Here is an 18,363-nt window from a genome sequence, read left to right as displayed (position 1 = left end):
GGCCACCGGCCGCCCCTCGCTCAGCCGGCCTTGCCCCCCTTGGGCCCGGCCACCGGCACATCGAGCGGGCGGGCGAGACCGACCACTCCCTCGTCGAGACGCTGGAGATGCCGCAGCACGCGGAAGGTGACCGTGCCCGACTGCAGCGCTCCCGAGCCGGCCGCTTCCAGCATCGCGGCGATGCTGAATCCGGAGTCGACCTCGCCCTCGGTGCTCTCCTCCAGCACCCGGGCGACGAGGAGATCGATGTTCTGGCCGATGCGCCGGCCGGCCCGGGCAAGGCGCGGGTCGGCCGCGATGGTCTTGCTGTACGGCACGAGTTCCGCCGTGGCCGCCAAGGAGCGGGCGTGATAGGCGCAGGTCTCCAGGAGCGCCACCAGATAACGGACGGTCCGCCGGCGGCCGCGCAGCGGGGTGATCGGATGCGTCAACGGCTGGGTGGAGGCGCGCAGCTCGTCCAGCGCGGTGTCCAGATCGCGCGCCTTGCCCAGCAGATCCACGGCGGGCCCGCCGCTGAGCTGCTCGACCGCGGCGGACACCACGTCCTGCAGCCGGACCAGCACCGTGCCCAGCAACTCGTCCGTACGGCGGTCCGTGTGCACCGGCAGCACCAGCACGGCGGCGATGATCCCGCAGGCGGCGCCCAGCGCGGTCTCCTCGATGCGCAGCACCAGCACGGAGAGGCTGTAGGTGTTGAGCAGGGTGTAGAGCAGCCCGAGCATCGTGGTGACGAAGAAGGACATCAGCGCGTACGACAACGGCGCCGTGAACCACATCCCGAAGATGCAGAGCAGAACCAGGGCGAACGCGGCCCAGGTGTGGTTGCCGACCAGCCCGGCCAGCGCGACACCGGCGACCACGCCGAGGACCGTGCCCACCAGCCGGCGATAGCCCTTCACCAGGATCTCGCCCGTGGAGGCGGTGTTGAGGAAGACCACCCAGCAGGTCAGCACCGCCCAGTACCAGCGCTGGCTGGACAGGAACTCCCCGCCGATGATGGCCAGGGTCGAGCCCACCGCGACCTGGAACGCAGCCCGGGTGGTGGGCCGTGCGAGCCCGGTGCGGTCCTCCTCCGGCTCCTCGGTCTCCTCGGCCCCGACGATCGAGAGGTCCTCGGCGTCGAACTCCTCGCGCGAGCGCGTGGTGGCGGGGGAGTCGTCCGACTCGTCCTGCGGCCCGTCCAGCGCCAGCCGCAGACCCAGGACGGCGCGCGCGGCCTCACCGAGTCCACGGAAGACGTCCTGGACGGCGGCCGAGGCGCGCGGCAGGTCGTCCTCCTCCCGGTAGCCGAGCAGCCGGTTGCGTACCAGGGCCAGCGCGGTGCCGCGGTCGTCGGGCGCGCGCCGGGCGATCAGCAGCAGCAGCGCGTTCAGATCCCGGTGCAGGGTGACGATCGCTTCGTCCTCGGTCCCCGTCCGGGTCGCGGTGGCCGGCACCGGGGCGTGCGGAAGATGCATGGTGATGGTGTCCGCGCGCTCGGCACTGCGGGCATTGAGGATCAGCATCCCCAGCCGTTCGGCGGCGATCTCGGCGTCCGCGACACGGCGTTGCACCAGCCCCGCCGTGGCCGCGTCCCGGGTGCCCTCCTCCAGGTGCCCCTGGATCATCAGTGCCGCTTCGTGCAGCCGGGCGGTGTGCCGCCGCAAGTCCTCCAGCACCTTGTCGAGGTCGTCAGGATCGGTGTCCAGGAGCTCCATCTGGGTCGCCAGCAGCTGGGCGAGGCGTGCCCGGAAGGCCTCGCGCAGCCGCCGCAGGGTGCGGGTGGGGGTCTCCGGGACGACGGCGAACCGTACGACCGCGCTGCACCCGAAGGCGATGCCCAGGGTGAGGTACAGGTCGGGCAGGGCGGGGCCGGTGGCCTGCACGAACAGCGAGACGAAGTAGACCTGAAATCCGATCAGGCCGAGCGCGGTGCCCCGGTCACCGAACCGCCGGCAGTAGACGGCGCCGAAGATCAGCAGGACGAAGAACAGATCGCCGGCGACGACCAGGGTGTGCAGCAGCGCCCCCAGCGACATCGCGGCGAGTGCGACGGGCAGGCCCAGCGCGAGCGTGACCGCCTGGCCCCGCACCTCCTTCTCCTTGATCGCGAAGGTGGACACCATGGCCGTCATGGCGCCCGCGACCATCAGCGTGACGTCGGTGTGCAGCAGCGCCAGGACGACGAGGGTGAGCACGATGGCCCCGACCGTGCGCAGCCCTGCCATCAGCCGCAGTAGCCCTGGGTCGGATGCCGCGAAGCGGTCCCAGCTGTGCGTCCCAGTCCGCCGTATCGCTGCCAGCACGCTGCCGTACACTCCCCATTTTTGCCATGATCCGGAGTGCCCCAGCATCGCACGCCTGCTCGGACGGGCTTCCGCCGCACCGTCCCGGCACTCCCGCGGCCCCCTCCCGCTCCCTCCCCAACTCCCCCTATCCCTCGCATTCCACGTAAAGATCGCTTTCTTCTCGTTCCGGGTGTTCCCGGTGTTAGTGAGGCGTTAGTCGATCATCAGTGGCGGCGCCCAGGGTGGGTGGTGCGCAAACGAAAGAGAGCGCACCGACCGGACCCGAGGCCCGGCTCCTCCGTTCCCGGCCCCCTGCACCGGGACCGCGGACGGAGCCGGGCGGGGGCCGGCGAACGTTCCACCGAGGTTCTCCGGGTGCCGGAGAAGAGGGAGTTGAGGACTGATGACGAAGCGTGGTCTGCGTACCGCCGCCACCGTCGCCGCCGCCGTCGCGCTGGTCGCGGGCGCGAGTGCCGGGGTTGCCTCCGCGGCGGGTACGGCAGGATCCGGCGCGGCGGCCGACGTCTGCCGGCCGGGGACGCTGAAGGTCACGACCACCGACGCGGGTTCGGGCCAGGCCGGAATGAATCACGAGGGCACCTATCTCAAGGTGACCAACACCGGCAACAGCACCTGCGCGATAGGCGGTTACCCGGGGCTGGCGCTGGAGGGCGCCGGACACGAGGCCATCAAGACGACGGCGCACCACGGTGACACCTACTTCGCCAAGGACCCGGGCATGCACGGCGTCACCCTGAAGCCGGGCAAGAGCGCCTACGCGGACCTGGTCTGGACGCACGCCGGTCCGTCGTCCGCGAAGGCCAAGTACCTGCAGGTCTCCCCGACGGGCAGCAACGCGCACAGTGTCGTGGCGTTCGACAAGGAGGTCGATGGCGGCGAGCTGGAGGTGACCGCCTGGTCGGCGAAGCTCCCCAGCGCTTCCTGACCGCTGCCGGCACACCGGGGGCCGACGCACTGCGCGTCGGCCCCCGGTGTCTGCGCGCCTTAGGGGCCGGTCGTGCGGCCGGGTCAGCTCCGCGGGCCGGCCAGCAGTGCGCGGTACCACTCGACGGTGGCGTCGAGGGTCGCGTCCAGCGGAGTCGGGCGGACGCCGAAGGCCCGCTCGAAGGCCGTGGAGTCCATGATCTGCGGCTCGGTGTGCTGATAGAACATCTCCGCGTACTCGTCCATGAAGGCCGCGTCGAACGGCCCGAAGGGGCGGGGTTCGGTGAGGACCACCCGTTGCACCGGGCGGCCCACCAATTCCTCGATCATCGCGTGGATCTCGCGGGTGGAGACGGCGGGCGCGGTGGGCAGATGCCACACCCGGCCGTCGCCTTCCGGGTCTGCGCCGAGCGTGGCGAGTCCGGCCGCCACATCCCGGATGTCCGTGTAGCTGTGCGGCAGGTCGATATCGCCCAGGCCGAGGATCTCACCGCCGCCCAGCGCCGCCGGGAAAACCGCTCCGCCGAGCGTCGAGTTGAGCACTCCGGGACCGACGAAGTCGGCCGACCGGCCAAGGACGACACGGGCGCGCCCCGCACGGTGGGCGGCGAGATACAGCTCGTCCAGCTGCGCCCGCATCCGCCCCTTGCGGCTCGTCGCCCGCCACGGGGTCTCCTCGGTCATCACCTCGCCGTGCGTCTGCCCGTACGGATACAGCGTGTCCAGGACGACCAGCCGTGCCCCCGTGGTCTCGACGGCGGCCAGCACCGCGCGCTGGACCCGGGGCATCACCTCGGTCTGCAGGTGATAGGCGACATTCACGCAGTGGTAGACGACGGCGGCGTCCGCGACGGCGGCCAGCGCCCCGTCGGGCGTGCTCACATCGGCGGCGAACCGTTGGACGCCCTCGACGGTGGTCTCCGGCATCGAGCGGCTGACCAGCCGTACGGCGTGACCGCGGCCCACGAGTTCGCCGGCGAGCGCGGTGCCTGCCGGGCCGGCGCCCAGTACGACGTGGAGCGGGACAGATGCAGCAGACATGACGGTTCCTTCTCTCCGGGCCGAGGGGCCACAACACGGGCCAGTGGCGAGCGGGTCGAGTTTCGTGCACTCGCTTCAGTTAGAGACTGTAACTTCAGCGATGACCTATCGCAAGCAATGTGCTGGCTAGGATCAGCAATGACCACTCACGCTTGCCTCATGTCGTCGCGAACGCAGGAGGAGAACATGGCCGCCGAGGCGCGGAGCCCCCGGGCGCGCTACCGCGAGCAGAACCGCGCGGAGATCAAGGCGGCCGCGCTGCAGCAGCTCGCCGAGGGCGGCGTCCAGGCCGTCGCGCTCACCCGGATCGCCAAGGACATGGGGCTGTCCGGCCCCGCCCTCTACCGCTACTTCGCCGGCCGGGACGACCTGCTGAGCGAGCTGATCCGGGACGCCTACGACGAAGTGGCGCAGGTCGTCGGGCGGGTCGGCACCACGCCCGACGACGATGCGCGAGCCACTCTGCACGCCCTCGCCGACGTCTACCGGGGCTGGGCCGTCGCCCAGCCGCACCGCTATCTGCTGATCCAGGGCACCCCGCTGCCCGGGTACGCGGCCCCGCCCGACACGCTGCTGCGCGCGCGGGCGGTCCTGGGGCCGTTCCTGAAGGTGTTCGCCGCGGGCGCCCCTGCCGAGGCGCTGCGGCCGGTGGTCGAGGAAATGGCCGCGTGGGTGCGCAAGGAGGAGGGCGTCGCGGACTGGCTGGCCCAGCACACCGGCCTGGCTCCGCACGACGAGGCGGCGGGGACCGCCCTCGCCGGCACGGTGCTGGTCTGGTCGCAGCTGCACGGCACGGTCAGCCTGGAGGTGTCCGGCCAGTACGCCGGGATGGGGCACCGGGCGCAGACACTGCTCGCCGCGCAGCTCGACACCTTGGCCGACTCCTTCCAGCTGTAACCGGCACCGGGTGCCGCGTCTGCCGGCACGCGGCACCCGGTGGTCAGGCCCGCGGCGGTGGATCAGTGCTTCGCGGGGTTGCGCGGCGGCATCCAGTGGTGGACCTTGAAGTCGCCCTTCGCCAGGGTCTCGAACGGGGCCGAGCCCAGGCACTTGCCGACACTGTTCTTCGGCACGCCGTCCATCGCCCAGCTGTAGCCCAGCTGGTCCTTCTTGCCGCTGTCCAGGACGGTGAAGCCGAATCGCTTGCCCCTGAGGTCCCCGAGCTCCGGCATACCCGGTGCGTTCTTGAAGCGCATCTCGGTCACGATGCCGGTGGCGACGGCCACCGGGCCACCGGTCACCAGGCAGTCGATCCGGCCCTTGAAGTATCCGCCCCAGTCCTTGCCGATGTGGTGGCTGGCGTAGAACGTGCCGCGGGCCTGTTCGCCGAAGCCATGGGCGTTGAAGCGGAAGTGGACGTTGTCGCCGGGCTGTCGCGCGAGCTTGGCGGAGCCCGTCAGGGACGGTTCGTCGGCGGAATGCCGGGCGGCCGTGGTCCCCGTCCCGGCCGCCGCGGCCGGTCCGGTCGGGCCCAGGGTCAGCGCGGTCGCCGTGCAGACGGCGAGGGCGGTGGCGGCCACGACGAACGGGCGGCGGATTCGGGGCATTGCGTCCTCCTGCGGATGCGGTCGGCACCGGAACCGGTGCGGCAGGGCGTCGATTCCCTGCTGATCACCACGGTTCCGTCCGCCGCGCCGCCGGACATCGCTCCACAGGTGGGTGCCGCTCCGCCGTGTGGCGGAGGGGGAAGGAGTACCCGAGGCCGATGCCGGAGGGCGGCCGCTCACCGAAGCGGCCGGTCCGCTCAGTATCCGGTCGGGCGGATCAGCCCCGTCTCATACGCGAAGACGGCGGCCTGGGTTCGGTCGCGCAGACCCAACTTGCCCAGGATCCGGCCCACATGGCTCTTCACGGTCTGCTCCGCCAGCACCAGCCGCTGCGCGATCTCACCGTTCGTCAGGCCCTGCGCAATGAGGGAGAGGACCTCCGTCTCGCGTTCCGTCAGGTCACCGACGCGGTCCTTGAACGGAGCGCGGGGCGAGCTGGTGACCCGGGAGAACTCGGCGATGAGGCGCTTGGTGAGGTTCGGGGCGAGCAGCGCCTCCCCGGCCGCCACCACCCGTACCGCATGAGCGAGTTCCTCCGCCGAGGCATCCTTCAGCAGGAAACCGGAGGCGCCCGCGCGCAACGCCTCGTACACGTACTCATCGAGGTCGAAGGTGGTCAGGACGAGGACCTTGACGGTGGCACCGGCCGGTTCGGTGAGACGACGGGTCGCCTCGATACCGCCGAGCCGGGGCATCCGGACGTCCATCAGGACGACGTCCGGGGCGAGTCCGGCGACCTGGGTGAGGGCGTCGAGACCGTCGACGGCCTGGCCGACGACCTCGATATCGGGTTCGGCGTTGAGCAGCACCGTGAAGCCTTGACGGACCATCACCTGGTCGTCGGCGATCAGCACACGGATGGTCGTCATGGGGCAGGCTCACCGGGGTCGTCAGGCTTCGCGGCCTGGGCGGGCAGGATCGCGGTCACTTCGTAACCGCCGTCGGGGGTGGGGCCGGTGGCGAGTTCACCGCCGAGCATGGCGGTGCGCTCGTGCATGCCCAGCAAGCCGTGGCCGGCGCCCTGCGAGGGCGGGGCGGGCCCGTCCGGCGCGGAGTTGGCGACCCGGAGGGTGAGACCGCCGGTCCGGTACCCGATGGCCACCCGCACCTCCGCACCGGGCGCATGCCGGATCGCGTTGCTGAGCGCTTCCTGGACGATACGGAACGCCGACAGCTCGACTCCGGGCGACAGCGGGCGCGGCTCGCCGGTGATCTCGGTGGTGACCCTGAGCCCGGCTCCGCGCACCGTGCCCACCAGGTCATCCAGCCGGCCGAGGGTGGGCTGCGGGGTGTGCCGTACGCCGTCCGCCAGGGCATCCTCCGAGCGCAGCACGCCCAGGACCCGCCGGAGTTCGGTCAGTGCCTCGACGGCGTTCCCGCGGATGCCCGCGAGGTTCTCCTTCAGCTCGTCGGTGGGGTCCTTGACCAGATGCGGTGCGACCTGCGCCTGGATCGATATCACCGACATGTGGTGGGCGACCACGTCGTGCAGCTCGCGGGCGATCCGGTTGCGCTCCTCCAGCAGGGTGCGCCGGGCCCGCTCCTCGGCGGTGAGCACCTCCTGCTCGACGAGTTGGGTACGGGCCACCCGGCGGCCGCGTAGCGCGGTGCCCAGCACCACCGCGATCGTGAAGATCAGGGCGTCCTGGGCGAGACTCCCCTCCTGGAGTGCGGCCGCGAAGTCCAGGGGGACCGACCCCGGCGAGAGGCTCGGGTCCGGGGCCGGCGCCGCGAAGACCAGTGCGGCCGCCCCCGCCAGCAGTGAGAGCCCCAGTACCTCGGCCGCAAGGCGCGGGCGGACCCGCAGTGCGAGAAGGAACAGCACCAGGGCGTGCAGAGCGACCCCCGGGATGCTCCAGGACCACAACGGGGGATGGCCGACGCTGAACTCGCCGGCGTTCCTGGCCAGGAACAGCGCGATCGTCGACACCCACCAGGCGGGCACCGGGCGGGACAACGCGAGGACGGCGGCGCCGGATTGGAGCACCGAGAGCACCAACACGGCCGTCCCCGCGGACGGCCCGAAATCCACCTTGTACCGGTCCGCGTTGAGCCAGCCCATGAGCACCGTGAACAGCACGATATGCGCATGCGGCAGCCGGCCCAGCCAGCGCATCCGGGGCAGTGGATCGCGCGCCACCGTCCAGAGATCCTCGCGCAGGGTATGCGGAAGCCCCCGCACGGCCGCCCACAGCCGTGGCCCCCCACCTTTCCAGCCCCCCTGACTCACACGGGGCATCTTAGGGGGTGTCTTTCGGGTCATGGCGGGCTCGCGGGGCCTGGCACGCACGCTCGCGGCGTTGTCGTCACTCTCCCCCACGCCTCAACGGCGCGGGGGGACCCCCATCGCTCCGCGTCGACTCCCTCCTCCGCCTTGCGATCGCACGCACCAGCCCCCGCTCCCTGATCCGCCCTGACCCGAAAGACACCCCCTAAGCACTCCGCACCGCCCTGACCTCAGCGGGACGCCCCTCCCGCACCACCTTGGTGGCGCCGCGCCGACCGTGCTCGTAGGTGCGGAACGCGGCCCAGCACACCAGCAGCGCCAGGGCGAACACCGGCAGCCAGGCCAGCCGGGCGAGGACCCAGCCGGCACCGTCGGGAAGGGTGTGCAGTCCGGGCAGGAATCCGCCCGTGAGCAGACCGACCGCGGTGACCGCCATCATGGCGGTCTGGTGCCACAGGAAGAGCGTCAGCGCCGAGAGGTTCATCAGCGCCACCGCCGCCCCGACGGCGGGGCGCCGGAGTATGCGCCGCAGTGGTCCGAGCAGCAGCAGGGCCGCCCCGCACTGGGCGAGACCGAAGGTGACGGCCGCGAGGGTGGGCGGATTGAGGTTGGAGATCCCGGCGCCGGGCACCCCGACCATCGCGGCCGGGTAGCCGGCCCACAGGACGAGACCGGCGGTGGTGGCGGCGCCGCCGAGCAGCAGCACCCACCCGGTCGCCCGGCCCCGCAGCCCACCCCGGGCCCAGGCCGCGCCCAGGCAGTACGGAACCAGCCAGCCGGCCGCCACATTGGTCCAGCCGAGCCAGGCCGGCCCGCCCAGGCCGAACCGGATCAGGTCGATGTGCAGGACGACGGCGAGCGGCCACAGCGGATGGAGCCGGGCGACCAGCGGAGTGGCCGCCGTCAGAACGGCGAAGACCAGCAGGAACCAGAGCGGGGACAGGGCCAGTTTGCCCAGTGTGTGAACGGTCTGCAGACCGGCCCCGGCGACGAGCAGCGCGCCCGCCACCACGCCCCAGACCACCAGCACGGCCACCACCGGCCGGAACAGCCGGACCGTACGGGCGCCGAGCCACCGGCGGTACGTTCCGCCCCCGGCACGGGCGGCGCCCCAGCTCTTCGCCGCCATCTGGCCGCCCACCAGAAAGAAGACCGCCAGGGTCTGGAAAAGCCAGGAGGCCGGGGTGAGTTGGGGCAGCTGGTGCAGGGGGCTGACGACGCGCACCGTGCCGCTGTCGGCGACCAGCGCGGTCACCAGCCAGTGCCCGAGCATCACCCCGAGAATGGCGAGCGCGCGCAGTGCGTCGACACCGCGGTCGCGGTCGGCCGGTGTGGCGGCGGTGATCCGCCGGATGAGCTCACGCATCGCGTCTCTCCTCGGAAGGGGCCTGGCCGGAGACGATCCGGGCGAGGTTCCGCAGGGACAGAGAACCGGGCTTGAGGTAGTCGCTGTGGCCTCCGGGGCCCGCCGCGAAGATCCGGGCGCCGAACTCGGGCGTGACCGGATCGGCGCCCAACCCGACGGTGCCAAAGGGGAGTTCCAGTTGTCCGTGCGGCACATGGGCGATCCAGTCGTCGCCGCCCCGACCGGCCCACACCGTCGCCGGGGTGTGCAGCGCGGAGACGTTTTCGGCACCCGCACCAGGGCTGCCGAACAGCACGAGGTGGGCGACATCGAGCCCCGGTGCGGCCCGGCCGCAGACCACGGCGGCGTAGGAATGGCAGAGCACGGAGATCCGGGCCGTGGGACGGAGCGCCGCCACGGCACCGGCAAAGGCGGCCAGTCCGGGAGCGGCCTCCGCCGCGCGGGCGGGGGTGAGCACGCCGGGGCTCACCGTGCCCGGTGTCTCGTATCCGAGCCAGGCGATGACGGCGGACCGTCCGCCCAGCTCCCGCTGGAGCGCCACGGCGCCGGACCGGAGGCGCTCATACCTGTCGAGGCTGGTGTCCGAGCCCGGCACCAGCACGGCGATCCGCTCGGCCCGGGCCAGGTCACCGAAGACCTCGGTGGTACGGCCTCCGTTGCGTCCGTCGAAGGACAGGAAGTGCCGCGCCGGGCCGGCCATACCGCGCAGTGCCTCGGCCCGGGCCCGGTCGCCGTGGTCCTCGGCCATCCGCTCCGCCGCGCGGATGCCCTCGCGGTTGACGGCGTACCGCTCGGCGAGCGCGCCGGGCCCGGCGGCCCGCAGCGGGGCGAGGGTCCTCGGGACAGGTGCCGGGACGGCCGCGGGGCGGGCAGCACCCGAGACCGGCACCACCACCGAGGTGGCGACGAGAACGGCGAGCAGAGTGCGCAGCGGACGACTGCCGCGCGGGCGGGACGCCATGAGGGATGGTCCTTCCGTACCGGAAGCCGGTCGTGCTTCCGGCACCGAAGTTATGGAGCGCAGTGCTTGGTTGACGTCCCGCCGGGGAGCGCACTTCCGATGTGGCTCTCAGGTATCAGGGGTAGGGGGCGGAGCGCGGTGCGCCGAGGCGATCGCGGCGCGCTCATGAATCACGTGTGCTGCGTTCGTCAGGAGGGAAAGCTTGACCTGCTCTGACTTCGGGCAGAGCAGTCGTCTCTGTCCGTTGGCGGAGGCGCCATGGTCCGTGCGGGCGACGCGGCTGCCGCGGATCTGCCGACCGGCAGGCAGTGCATTCCCGACCTGGGGGCGACGGATTCGGGGGTGTGCCGCGGCCACGATGGTCGGGAGATCCGCCCCCGTCCCAGGAGTCCCCATGCCAGCCCGCCTCTGCTACCACCCGCCTCCGGGCCCCCTCCGCTGCCGCCCGCGCGCCGGGGCTGACCAAGGTCTACGGCGAGGGCGAAACCCGCGTCGTCGCCCTTGACTCGGTGACCGTGGAGTTCGGACGCGGCCGGTTCACCGCGATCATGGGTCCGTCCGGTTCCGGCAAGTGCTGGAGCTGATCGTGGGGGCCGTCGGCCTGGCCGGACGGCTGCGGCACCGTCCGTCGCAGTTGTCCGGCGGGCAGCAGGTGGGGGTCCCCCCCTGCTCCTTAAGAGCTTGGGGGAGGGTCGCCGTGGCCGCTTCGACACCAAGGAACGGACGAGCTGACGACGCCCGCAGCCACGCACCGCCTCGTACCCCGCCCCCGGGCATCCGCCCCTCGCACCCAGGACTGAACCGATCACCATGCTGCGTACCGCCCTGCGCAACGTCCTTGCGCACAAAGCCCGATTGATCATGACCGCGCTCGCGGTCCTGCTCGGCGTCGCCTTCGTCTCCGGCACCCTCGTCTTCGCCGACACCACCGCGAACGCCTTCCGCAGCGCCTCCGCCCGGAGCCTTGAGGGCGTGGCCGTCTCCGTGCGGGCGGGGGCGGCCACCGCCACCGATCCGGCTGCCTCCGATATGGCGGGCGGCGAGGACGGCAAGCCGGCCACCGCCCTCGACAGCGCGCTGGTACGGAAGATCGGCCAACTGCCCGGCGTCGCATCGGTGCGCCCCACTGTCCACGGCGAGGTCACCCTGGCCGGCAAGGACGGCCGTCCGGTCAACGCCGACACCAACGGGCTGAACCTGGCCACCAACTACCACCCCGGCAAGGACGGCAAGGACAGTCGCTTCCCGCTGACGGAAGGCCGTGGCCCCGCCACCGAGGGCGAGTTGGCGCTGGACGCCACCACCGCCGAGAAGGCCGGCTACCGGACCGGCGACACCGTCCGCTTCGCCACCGACGGACCCGCCCTGACCAGGAAGCTGGTGGGCATCGTCACCACCAACGGCCCCCAGGCCACCGCCGGCGGCTCCCTCACACTCTTCGACACCCGGACCGCGCAGAAGTTGTTCCACCATCCTGGCCGGTTCGACGAGATCGCGGTCTCGGCCGGCCCGGGGGCCGACGAGGACGCGCTGACCGAGCGGGTGCAGGCGCTGCTTCCCAAGGACGGCGTCAGCGCCACCAGCGGAGCCGAGCTGGCCGCCGAGCAGTCCACCCAGATCGCCAGGAGCACCGGATACCTCACCAAGACGCTGCTGGTCTTCGCCGGCGTCGCGCTGTTCGTCGGCGTGTTCCTCATCGCCAACACCTTCACCATGCTCATCGCCCAGCGCAGCCGGGAGATCGCGCTGTTGCGGGCCGTGGGGGCCTCGCGCCGCCAGGTCGTCCGCTCCGTCCTCATCGAGGCCGCGCTGCTCGGCCTCGTGGCCTCCGCCGGCGGATTCTCGCTCGGCCTCGGCATTGCCGCCGCCCTGCGCCCGCTGCTCAACACGACCGGTGCCGCACTGCCGGACGGACCGCTGGTCATCACGCCCGCGGCCCCGCTGGCCTCGCTCGCGGTCGGTGTTCTCGTCACCGTCCTGGCGGCCTGGCTGCCGTCCCGCAGGGCCGCGAAGATCGCCCCCGTGGCGGCGCTCAGCAGCGTCGACCAGGCCCCGCCCGCCCGCGCCCTGATGCTCCGCAATGTGTTCGGCACCCTGCTCACCGCGGCCGGGGTAGGGGTGATGCTCTACGTCGCCACGCTCAAGACCAGCAGCGAGTCCCATCTGATGACCGCGATGCTCGGGGCCACACTGACCCTCGGCGGTGTAATCGCCCTGGCCCCGCTGCTCTCCCGGCCGCTGATCACCCTGGCCGGCAACGTCACCACCCGCTTCTTCGGCGTCGGCGGCAAGCTCGCCGAACAGAACGCGCTGCGCAACCCGCGCCGCACCGCCGCCACCGCCTCCGCCCTGATGATCGGGCTCGCCCTGATCACCGGTCTGACCGTCGGTGCCCACTCCGCCCAGTACGCCATGGCCAAGGAGGCGACCCAGGGGCTGACCGCCGACTACAAGGTCAACTACAACACCGCCCGCGGGCTCGACCCGGCCGAGGCCACCAAGATCGCCCGGATACCCGGGGTCGCCGCGGCCGCCCCCGTCGCCACGGCGCAGTTCAGCACCCACGGCGAGTACGCCGTCATCACCGGCACCGACCCCAAGGCGTTCGGCAAGGCCGCCCAGCTCGACTTCCGCAGCGGCTCGCTGGACGCCGTCGGCCCCGGGAAGATCGCGGTCTCCGACGAATTCGCCGGGCGGGCCGGTCTCCGGGTCGGCGCCACCCTCGACGCCGAGACGGTCGGCGGCACGGACAGCGGCAAGGCCCACAAGAAGAAGCTGACGGTCGTCGGCATCTACGCGAAGACCCGCACCACCGACGAGGCGCTGGGCACCCTCACCGACGTGCTTCCGTACTCCGTGACGAAGGAGCTGGACAAGGTGCTGGTCAAGGCCGAGCCCGGCAAGGCCGCCGGCCTCGACCGCACGATCCGCGCCGCGCTGGGCGACAGCCCGCTGCTGAAGGTCCGAAGCCAGGAGCAGCTCGTCAAGGAGAACAACGCGTCGGTCACCACCGTCCTCAGCATGATGTACGGGCTGCTCGGCATGGCCGTCGTCATCGCGATCCTCGGCGTCGTCAACACCCTGGCCATGTCGGTCTTCGAACGCACCCGGGAGATCGGCATGCTGCGGGCCATCGGCCTCGACCGCGCCGGGATCAGGCAGATGGTCCGGCTGGAATCGGTGGTCATCTCGCTGTTCGGCGCGGTCCTCGGGATCGGCACGGGCATCTTCCTGGCCTGGGCCGGAGGCGGTCTGACCACATCCTCGATGCCCGAGTACGAGACCGTCCTGCCGTGGGGAAGGCTGGGCACCTTCCTGGTCCTGGCCCTGATGACCGGCGTCCTGGCCGCGATCTGGCCGGCCCGCCGCGCGGCCCGGCTGAACATGCTGCAGTCACTTCAGCCGAGCTGAGGCAAGGGGCGGCATCCGCCGAACGGCCGCGACGGGGGCGCGGGTGACACCGTGACACCGTGACGCCGCGATGCCGTGACGCCGCGAGCGCACCCTGAACAGCCCCGCGGCGGTGGCACCGGCTCGGCGCCCCGGGTCTTCTCAGCAGGCCAGGGCGTGAACCAAGATGTCCTCCTGCGGAAAGCGCGCGAAGGAGCCGGTCACCGGCCCCGGCGGCCCGCCGGACGGGCCTGCGGCGTCGCGTGCCGGAGGCCGTCCGGCACCGGCGTGCGCAGCCCGTACCAGTCGGCGTGAGACACCTGTCAGGAGAACAGCATGCACACCGCCCCCAGGCCCCCGTCCCCCTCCGCCGCCCCGCAGCTCGACGCCGTCATCGTCGGGGCGGGCTTCTCCGGCCTCTACCAGCTGTACCGACTGCGGGAATTAGGCCTGCGCACCCGCGTCCTCGAAGCGTGCGACGACATCGGTGGAACGTGGTACCGGAACCGGTATCCCGGTGCCCGCTGCGACGTCGAGAGCACGGCCTACTCCTTCTCCTTCTCGCCCGAACTGGACCAGGAGTGGGAGTGGAGCGAGCGGTACGCGACGCGGCCGGAGCTCCTCCGCTACCTCCATCACGTCGCCGACCGCTTCGACCTGCGCAAGGACATCACCCTGCGGACCCGCGTGACCGGGGCGGTGTACGACGAGGACGGGCACACCTGGCAGGTCACCACCGACACCGGAGAGACCATCACCACCCGGTTCGTCGTGCTGGCCACGGGCTGCATGTCGGCCGTCAAGGAACCGGACATACCCGGGGCCGGCACCTTCGCCGGCCGGGCCCTGCACACCGCCGACTGGCCGCACGAGGACGTCGACCTCACCGGGAGACGGGTCGCCGTGATCGGCACCGGGTGCTCCGGCATCCAGGCCATCCCGCTCCTCGCCGAGCAGGCCGCCGAACTCACGGTCTTCCAGCGGACACCGGTCTACGCGCTGCCGGCCCGGAACCGGCCGTTGTCCGCCGCGGAGACCACCGAACTCAAGGCCCGCTACCCGGAGTTCCGCGCCGCCCAGCGGCGCTCCAAAGGAGGCACCCTCTTCGAGCCGCCCACCCGGTCGGCCCTGGAGGTGGACGAGGCGGAGCGCAGGGCCACCTATGAGGAGGGCTGGGACTCGGGCGTACTCAGCGGCCTCCTGCGCACGTACACCGACATCCTCGTCGACCGGGCCGCCAACGAGACCGTCGCCGAGTTCGTCCGGTCCAAGATCCGGTCGATCGTCACCGACCCGGAGACGGCCGAGACGCTCTCGCCGCGCACCTTCCCGTTCGGTACCAAGCGTCCCTGCCTGGACACCGGCTACTACGCCACCTACAACAAGCCGCACGTGAGGGTCGTGGACCTCACCAAGACCCCGATCGTGGAGATCACACCGAGGGGGATCAGGACCTCGGACCGGGAACACGCTGTCGACGTCATCGCCTTCGCCACCGGCTTCGACGCCCTGACCGGGTCCCAGGTCGCCATGGACATCGTCGGTAAGGGCGGCATCACCCTCAGGGAGAAGTGGGCCGACGGCCCCCGAAACCACCTGGGCCTGCTCTCGGCCGGCTTCCCGAACCTCTTCACCGTCATCGGCCCCCTCAGCCCGTCCGTGCTCAGCAACGCGGTGGTGGCCATCGAACAACACGTGGAGTGGATCACCGACTGCATCGCCCACCTGCGGCGGAGGGGCATCACCGAGATCGACGCCACCCCGCGTGCCGAGGTGGACTGGTGCACCCATGTCGCCGACCTCGCCGCCCAGACCCTCTACCCGTCCGTCGACTCCTGGTACATGGGGGCGAACGTGCCGGGCAAGCCGCGGGTGTTCCTGGCCTACACGGGCGGCCTGGAGCGGTACCGGGCGGAGTGCGCTGCCGCCGCTGACGACGGCTACCGCGCCTTCGCCCTGTCCGGCGGAGCTGCCTGAGGGGCCGATCCCGGTTTGAGAGGCAGGCACGAGCGCCCACCGCCGTACTTCGGGAGCAAGGACCGGCAACGTCGACAGACGGTTCCCCGAGGTCCGGCGGGCGGGCAGCCGCCAGGGCGTGCGTCGACGTCGGCCGGTGCGGAGGGGCAGCGCCGCGCCGGATCGCGGGCATGCCACCACCCTCACCCCTTCTCGAAGACCATGCGGACGACGGTGAAGCGGCCCTCCCGCAGGAACCTGAGCGCGGTCTTCTGCTCCCTGATGATGTCGGACACCGCGCCTTCGCCGATGAGTTCCGCTCCGCGTACGCGGTGGGCCTCTGCCTTCTCCAGCCAACTGCGCACCGTCGCCACGCCGTCGTCAGGATCGCTCCGCGCCTCCACGATGCCGAACAGGCCGCGGCTGGCTTCGATCAGTTCGTCCCGGGTCGGAAGGAAGCACTCGGGGTACACCTTGCGCGATGCGTGAAGGCCCTCGCGTACGTTCTTGATGCCGCCGAGGACATCCTTGAGGCCGAGGCGTTCACGGGCGCCGCCCCTCCCGTGCGGGGCCAGTTGCTGGGGTGGCAGTACCAGGGAAGCGAGCCACCCGCGCTCATTCCAGGCGTTGGCCTGTACGGACAGGTGCCCGCCCGGTCGCAGCCAGGAATGGCAGCGCTGGAAGAACTCCCGGTATCGGGCGACGCGCCGGGTGCGCCACATGGTGTTCCCGGCGCAGTGCTCGATCACCTCGATCGCGATGATGGCGTCATAAGGCCCGTCCGGTTCATGGTCGAACCAGTTCTCGGCCCGGACCTCGCAGCCCGGCCAGTGCTGGTCACGGGCCCACGCGGCCTGGCCAGGACTCATGGTGAGGCCTACCGCGTGCTGGACGTGATGGGCGTCCACCAGCCGGTGCAGGAGGCTGCCGTACCCGCAGCCGATATCGAGCACCCGATCCGCGCCCACGGCGTGCGCCGCCTCGGCGTGGTAATCGAGCTTTCGGGTCTGAGCCGAGTCGAGTGTGTCGCCCTCCTCCCACATGCCGTAGGAAAAGACGAGTTCGGGCCCCAGGGTCAGCCGGTAGAAGTCACCCAAGAAGTCGTATTGATGAAGGATGGCCTTCGATGATGTGCCTTTGTAGGAGGATCTCTTCCTCGCTTCGTGTCCCACAGTGCCCACCAGTCCATTTCAGAAACGAAGGTCGGTCGGCCGGCGCAGACCATCCCTCCAGATAACTGGGTGCGGGGCAGAATATTGGGCTACACACCGGCCGGCGGTCCACAGCCCGCTCGATCGGCGGCAGCGGCTCCCCTGCCAGGGAACCGCGCCTCTCATGCTGCGATCAGCCAATTCATCGAACGCGTGGAAAAATCTCATGAGCACCGGGTCAAGTCCAATGGACAGGGCACGCGGAACAGTGAGGAAGCGCCCTCGAATGAGAGCGCTGTTCTCCTCCTCGCGCATCGTCAACGAAGGAGCAGATTCCATGAGCGACATCTGGGGCTACCGGCCGACCAGCGGATACATCGCGGGTGCGAGCCTGATCGGGTACAAGGTCGAGGCCACCGACGGAAGCATCGGCAAGGTCGACAGGCACTCGGACGAAGTGGGTGCTTCGTATCTGGTCGTCGATACCGGAGTGTGGATTTTCGGTAAGCATGTCCTGCTGCCCGCCGGCACCGTGAGCCGCATCGATGACGCCGAAGAGAAGATCTACGTTGAGCGCACCAAGGCAGAGATCAAAGAAGCGCCGGAGTTCGACAGGGACAAGCACCTCGGCGACGCCGGATATCACGAGCAGGTAGGCGTCTACTACGAGGGCTGGCACCGCGCCTGACGCATCCGGTCGGTTGGCAGGAAATCCTGCCAACCGCCCCTCTTTTCTGCAAAGCCGTCTGCCGCCAACGGCTACAACGCCACCTCCCTCGACACGCCCCTCCACACCGATGGCGACGAGGCCGCGCTGGCGGACCTGATCGGCGCAGCACTCGGCCTGTCCCAGATGCATGTCTCCCGGCTCCTGACACGCTGCCTGAACCATCTGCGTACGGAGATGCTCACCACCGACTGAGGTGTCTCCACCCTCAAAGGCGTGCCGGGGGCGATGCCGCGCGACGCTGGTCGCGGCGGCGGACGTCCACCCCCCCCCAGCGCGGTGGATGGTCCCTGCCTCGGGGGGTACCCGGCTCCAACAAGGAACCCTATGTATGGGAGTGACCATGAACGAGCAAGTGGCAGCTGGTAGTGGGACGAGCGGCATTCTCCTCGCCATCGTGGGAGTGCTCGTTGTCGCGGTTCTCCTTGCGGCCTTCGTATGGGGACGTCGCATCAAGGCCCGTGAGCCGGGGCCGCCCCGGCCCGATCAGCAGCCGCGCCTGCCGGAGAGCGGCCCTGTGGGAGATGTGGTGGAGAGCCGTGAGCCCGACGAACTCGTCCAGGGCGAGCAACGGCTCACCCCGCACGAGGTGAAGGGGAACGGCATCGGGTCGCGCCGCCGCCGGTAGCCCGGCAGCGCCGGCCCGTCTGCCGTCGCGGATCGTCTTCCTCCCCTCGGTCGTCCGGGCACGCCCCGACCGGCAATTCCCCCGCCCCGCAGCCCCCGCGCATCTCATGCCGATACAAAGGCTTCCTAGTCATGCTAGCTTCTTACCTAGAGGTCCT

At 71.0% G+C, this 18,363-nt stretch carries 15 protein-coding genes and 1 pseudogene; 8 read left to right on the top strand and 8 right to left on the bottom strand.

All coding sequences use genetic code 11. The features are described from left to right. Positions 1 to 20: 20 nt before the first annotated feature. Positions 21 to 2,207, bottom strand: a complete 2,187-nt coding sequence (locus SLV14N_RS02695; protein ID WP_263273006.1) for an FUSC family protein — start codon at positions 2,205 to 2,207, stop codon at positions 21 to 23. 463 nt (positions 2,208 to 2,670) lie between these two features. Between SLV14N_RS02695 and SLV14N_RS02690 the strand changes: the two genes are divergently transcribed. Next, positions 2,671 to 3,213, top strand: a complete 543-nt coding sequence (locus SLV14N_RS02690) for a DUF4232 domain-containing protein (RefSeq protein ID WP_208679548.1) — start codon at positions 2,671 to 2,673, stop codon at positions 3,211 to 3,213. A gap of 83 nt (positions 3,214 to 3,296) precedes the next feature. On the opposite strand, the gene SLV14N_RS02685 is transcribed toward SLV14N_RS02690, so the two are convergent. Further along, positions 3,297 to 4,253, bottom strand: coding sequence for an NAD-dependent epimerase/dehydratase family protein (locus SLV14N_RS02685; RefSeq protein WP_263267853.1), 957 nt, complete (start codon positions 4,251 to 4,253; stop codon positions 3,297 to 3,299). 186 nt (positions 4,254 to 4,439) lie between these two features. Here SLV14N_RS02685 and SLV14N_RS02680 point away from each other — a divergent pair, with 186 nt between their 5' ends. Beyond that, complete coding sequence (locus tag SLV14N_RS02680; protein ID WP_208687658.1) at positions 4,440 to 5,150, top strand: TetR/AcrR family transcriptional regulator; 711 nt, start codon at positions 4,440 to 4,442, stop codon at positions 5,148 to 5,150. A gap of 62 nt (positions 5,151 to 5,212) precedes the next feature. On the opposite strand, the gene SLV14N_RS02675 is transcribed toward SLV14N_RS02680, so the two are convergent. The 5 genes from SLV14N_RS02675 to SLV14N_RS02655 form a co-directional block, all read right to left on the bottom strand. Continuing rightward, the gene (locus tag SLV14N_RS02675; RefSeq protein WP_208679546.1) at positions 5,213 to 5,800 is read right to left on the bottom strand and encodes a hypothetical protein; all 588 of its coding nucleotides are present in this window, start codon (positions 5,798 to 5,800) and stop codon (positions 5,213 to 5,215) included. Positions 5,801 to 5,997: 197 nt separating this feature from the next. Further along, positions 5,998 to 6,669, bottom strand: coding sequence for a response regulator transcription factor (locus tag SLV14N_RS02670; protein ID WP_263267852.1), 672 nt, complete (start codon positions 6,667 to 6,669; stop codon positions 5,998 to 6,000). Further along, the gene (locus SLV14N_RS02665; protein ID WP_317633691.1) at positions 6,666 to 7,940 is read right to left on the bottom strand and encodes a sensor histidine kinase; all 1,275 of its coding nucleotides are present in this window, start codon (positions 7,938 to 7,940) and stop codon (positions 6,666 to 6,668) included. The genes SLV14N_RS02670 and SLV14N_RS02665 overlap by 4 nt, the downstream gene beginning before the upstream one ends. 292 nt (positions 7,941 to 8,232) lie before the next feature. Further along, entirely contained in the window at positions 8,233 to 9,393 is a 1,161-nt protein-coding gene (locus SLV14N_RS02660) for an acyltransferase (RefSeq protein ID WP_263267850.1), read from the bottom strand. Next, entirely contained in the window at positions 9,386 to 10,354 is a 969-nt protein-coding gene (locus tag SLV14N_RS02655) for an alpha/beta hydrolase (protein WP_208679543.1), read from the bottom strand. The genes SLV14N_RS02660 and SLV14N_RS02655 overlap by 8 nt, the downstream gene beginning before the upstream one ends. 458 nt (positions 10,355 to 10,812) lie before the next feature. Between SLV14N_RS02655 and SLV14N_RS02650 the strand changes: the two are divergent. The 3 genes and pseudogenes from SLV14N_RS02650 to SLV14N_RS02640 all read left to right on the top strand — a co-directional run. Beyond that, positions 10,813 to 11,006: pseudogene (locus SLV14N_RS02650) on the top strand (hypothetical protein); the annotation flags it as partial. 158 nt (positions 11,007 to 11,164) lie between these two features. Continuing rightward, complete coding sequence (locus SLV14N_RS02645) at positions 11,165 to 13,765, top strand: ABC transporter permease (protein WP_263267849.1); 2,601 nt, start codon at positions 11,165 to 11,167, stop codon at positions 13,763 to 13,765. 315 nt (positions 13,766 to 14,080) lie between these two features. Continuing rightward, positions 14,081 to 15,721 carry an NAD(P)/FAD-dependent oxidoreductase gene (locus SLV14N_RS02640; protein ID WP_263267848.1) on the top strand — a complete coding sequence of 547 codons (1,641 nt, stop codon included), beginning with the start codon at positions 14,081 to 14,083 and terminating at the stop codon, positions 15,719 to 15,721. A 182-nt stretch (positions 15,722 to 15,903) separates the two neighbouring features. Here the strand turns inward: SLV14N_RS02640 and SLV14N_RS02635 are convergent, their stop codons facing one another. After that, positions 15,904 to 16,872: a cyclopropane-fatty-acyl-phospholipid synthase family protein gene (locus SLV14N_RS02635; RefSeq protein ID WP_263273005.1), complete on the bottom strand. Its 969-nt coding sequence runs from the start codon at positions 16,870 to 16,872 to the stop codon at positions 15,904 to 15,906. Between the two features lie 316 nt (positions 16,873 to 17,188). On the opposite strand from SLV14N_RS02635, the gene SLV14N_RS02630 reads away from it, so the two are divergent. The 3 genes from SLV14N_RS02630 to SLV14N_RS02620 all read left to right on the top strand — a co-directional run bounded on the left by SLV14N_RS02630 (position 17,189) and on the right by SLV14N_RS02620 (position 18,206). Then, positions 17,189 to 17,539: a PRC-barrel domain-containing protein gene (locus tag SLV14N_RS02630; protein ID WP_208679539.1), complete on the top strand. Its 351-nt coding sequence runs from the start codon at positions 17,189 to 17,191 to the stop codon at positions 17,537 to 17,539. 3 nt (positions 17,540 to 17,542) lie between these two features. Then, positions 17,543 to 17,773, top strand: a complete 231-nt coding sequence (locus SLV14N_RS02625; protein WP_336298243.1) for a sigma factor-like helix-turn-helix DNA-binding protein — start codon at positions 17,543 to 17,545, stop codon at positions 17,771 to 17,773. Positions 17,774 to 17,921: 148 nt separating this feature from the next. Beyond that, the gene (locus SLV14N_RS02620) at positions 17,922 to 18,206 is read left to right on the top strand and encodes a DUF6479 family protein (protein WP_263267846.1); all 285 of its coding nucleotides are present in this window, start codon (positions 17,922 to 17,924) and stop codon (positions 18,204 to 18,206) included. Positions 18,207 to 18,363 lie beyond the last annotated feature (157 nt).

It is taken from the genome of Streptomyces sp. Je 1-4 4N24 (assembly GCF_026239515.1).
GTDB lineage: Bacteria > Actinomycetota > Actinomycetes > Streptomycetales > Streptomycetaceae > Streptomyces > Streptomyces nigrescens.
This window is presented reverse-complemented; position numbering and strand designations above follow the sequence as displayed.

Coding starts and splice junctions, on each gene's coding strand:
- SLV14N_RS02695 (WP_263273006.1), bottom strand. CDS start 2,207: ATGGCAGGGCTGCGCACGGTCGGGGCCATCGTGCTCACCCTCGTCGTC.
- SLV14N_RS02690 (WP_208679548.1), top strand. CDS start 2,671: ATGACGAAGCGTGGTCTGCGTACCGCCGCCACCGTCGCCGCCGCCGTC.
- SLV14N_RS02685 (WP_263267853.1), bottom strand. CDS start 4,253: ATGTCTGCTGCATCTGTCCCGCTCCACGTCGTACTGGGCGCCGGCCCG.
- SLV14N_RS02680 (WP_208687658.1), top strand. CDS start 4,440: ATGGCCGCCGAGGCGCGGAGCCCCCGGGCGCGCTACCGCGAGCAGAAC.
- SLV14N_RS02675 (WP_208679546.1), bottom strand. CDS start 5,800: ATGCCCCGAATCCGCCGCCCGTTCGTCGTGGCCGCCACCGCCCTCGCC.
- SLV14N_RS02670 (WP_263267852.1), bottom strand. CDS start 6,669: ATGACGACCATCCGTGTGCTGATCGCCGACGACCAGGTGATGGTCCGT.
- SLV14N_RS02660 (WP_263267850.1), bottom strand. CDS start 9,393: ATGCGTGAGCTCATCCGGCGGATCACCGCCGCCACACCGGCCGACCGC.
- SLV14N_RS02655 (WP_208679543.1), bottom strand. CDS start 10,354: ATGGCGTCCCGCCCGCGCGGCAGTCGTCCGCTGCGCACTCTGCTCGCC.
- SLV14N_RS02645 (WP_263267849.1), top strand. CDS start 11,165: ATGCTGCGTACCGCCCTGCGCAACGTCCTTGCGCACAAAGCCCGATTG.
- SLV14N_RS02640 (WP_263267848.1), top strand. CDS start 14,081: ATGCACACCGCCCCCAGGCCCCCGTCCCCCTCCGCCGCCCCGCAGCTC.
- SLV14N_RS02630 (WP_208679539.1), top strand. CDS start 17,189: ATGAGCGACATCTGGGGCTACCGGCCGACCAGCGGATACATCGCGGGT.
- SLV14N_RS02620 (WP_263267846.1), top strand. CDS start 17,922: ATGAACGAGCAAGTGGCAGCTGGTAGTGGGACGAGCGGCATTCTCCTC.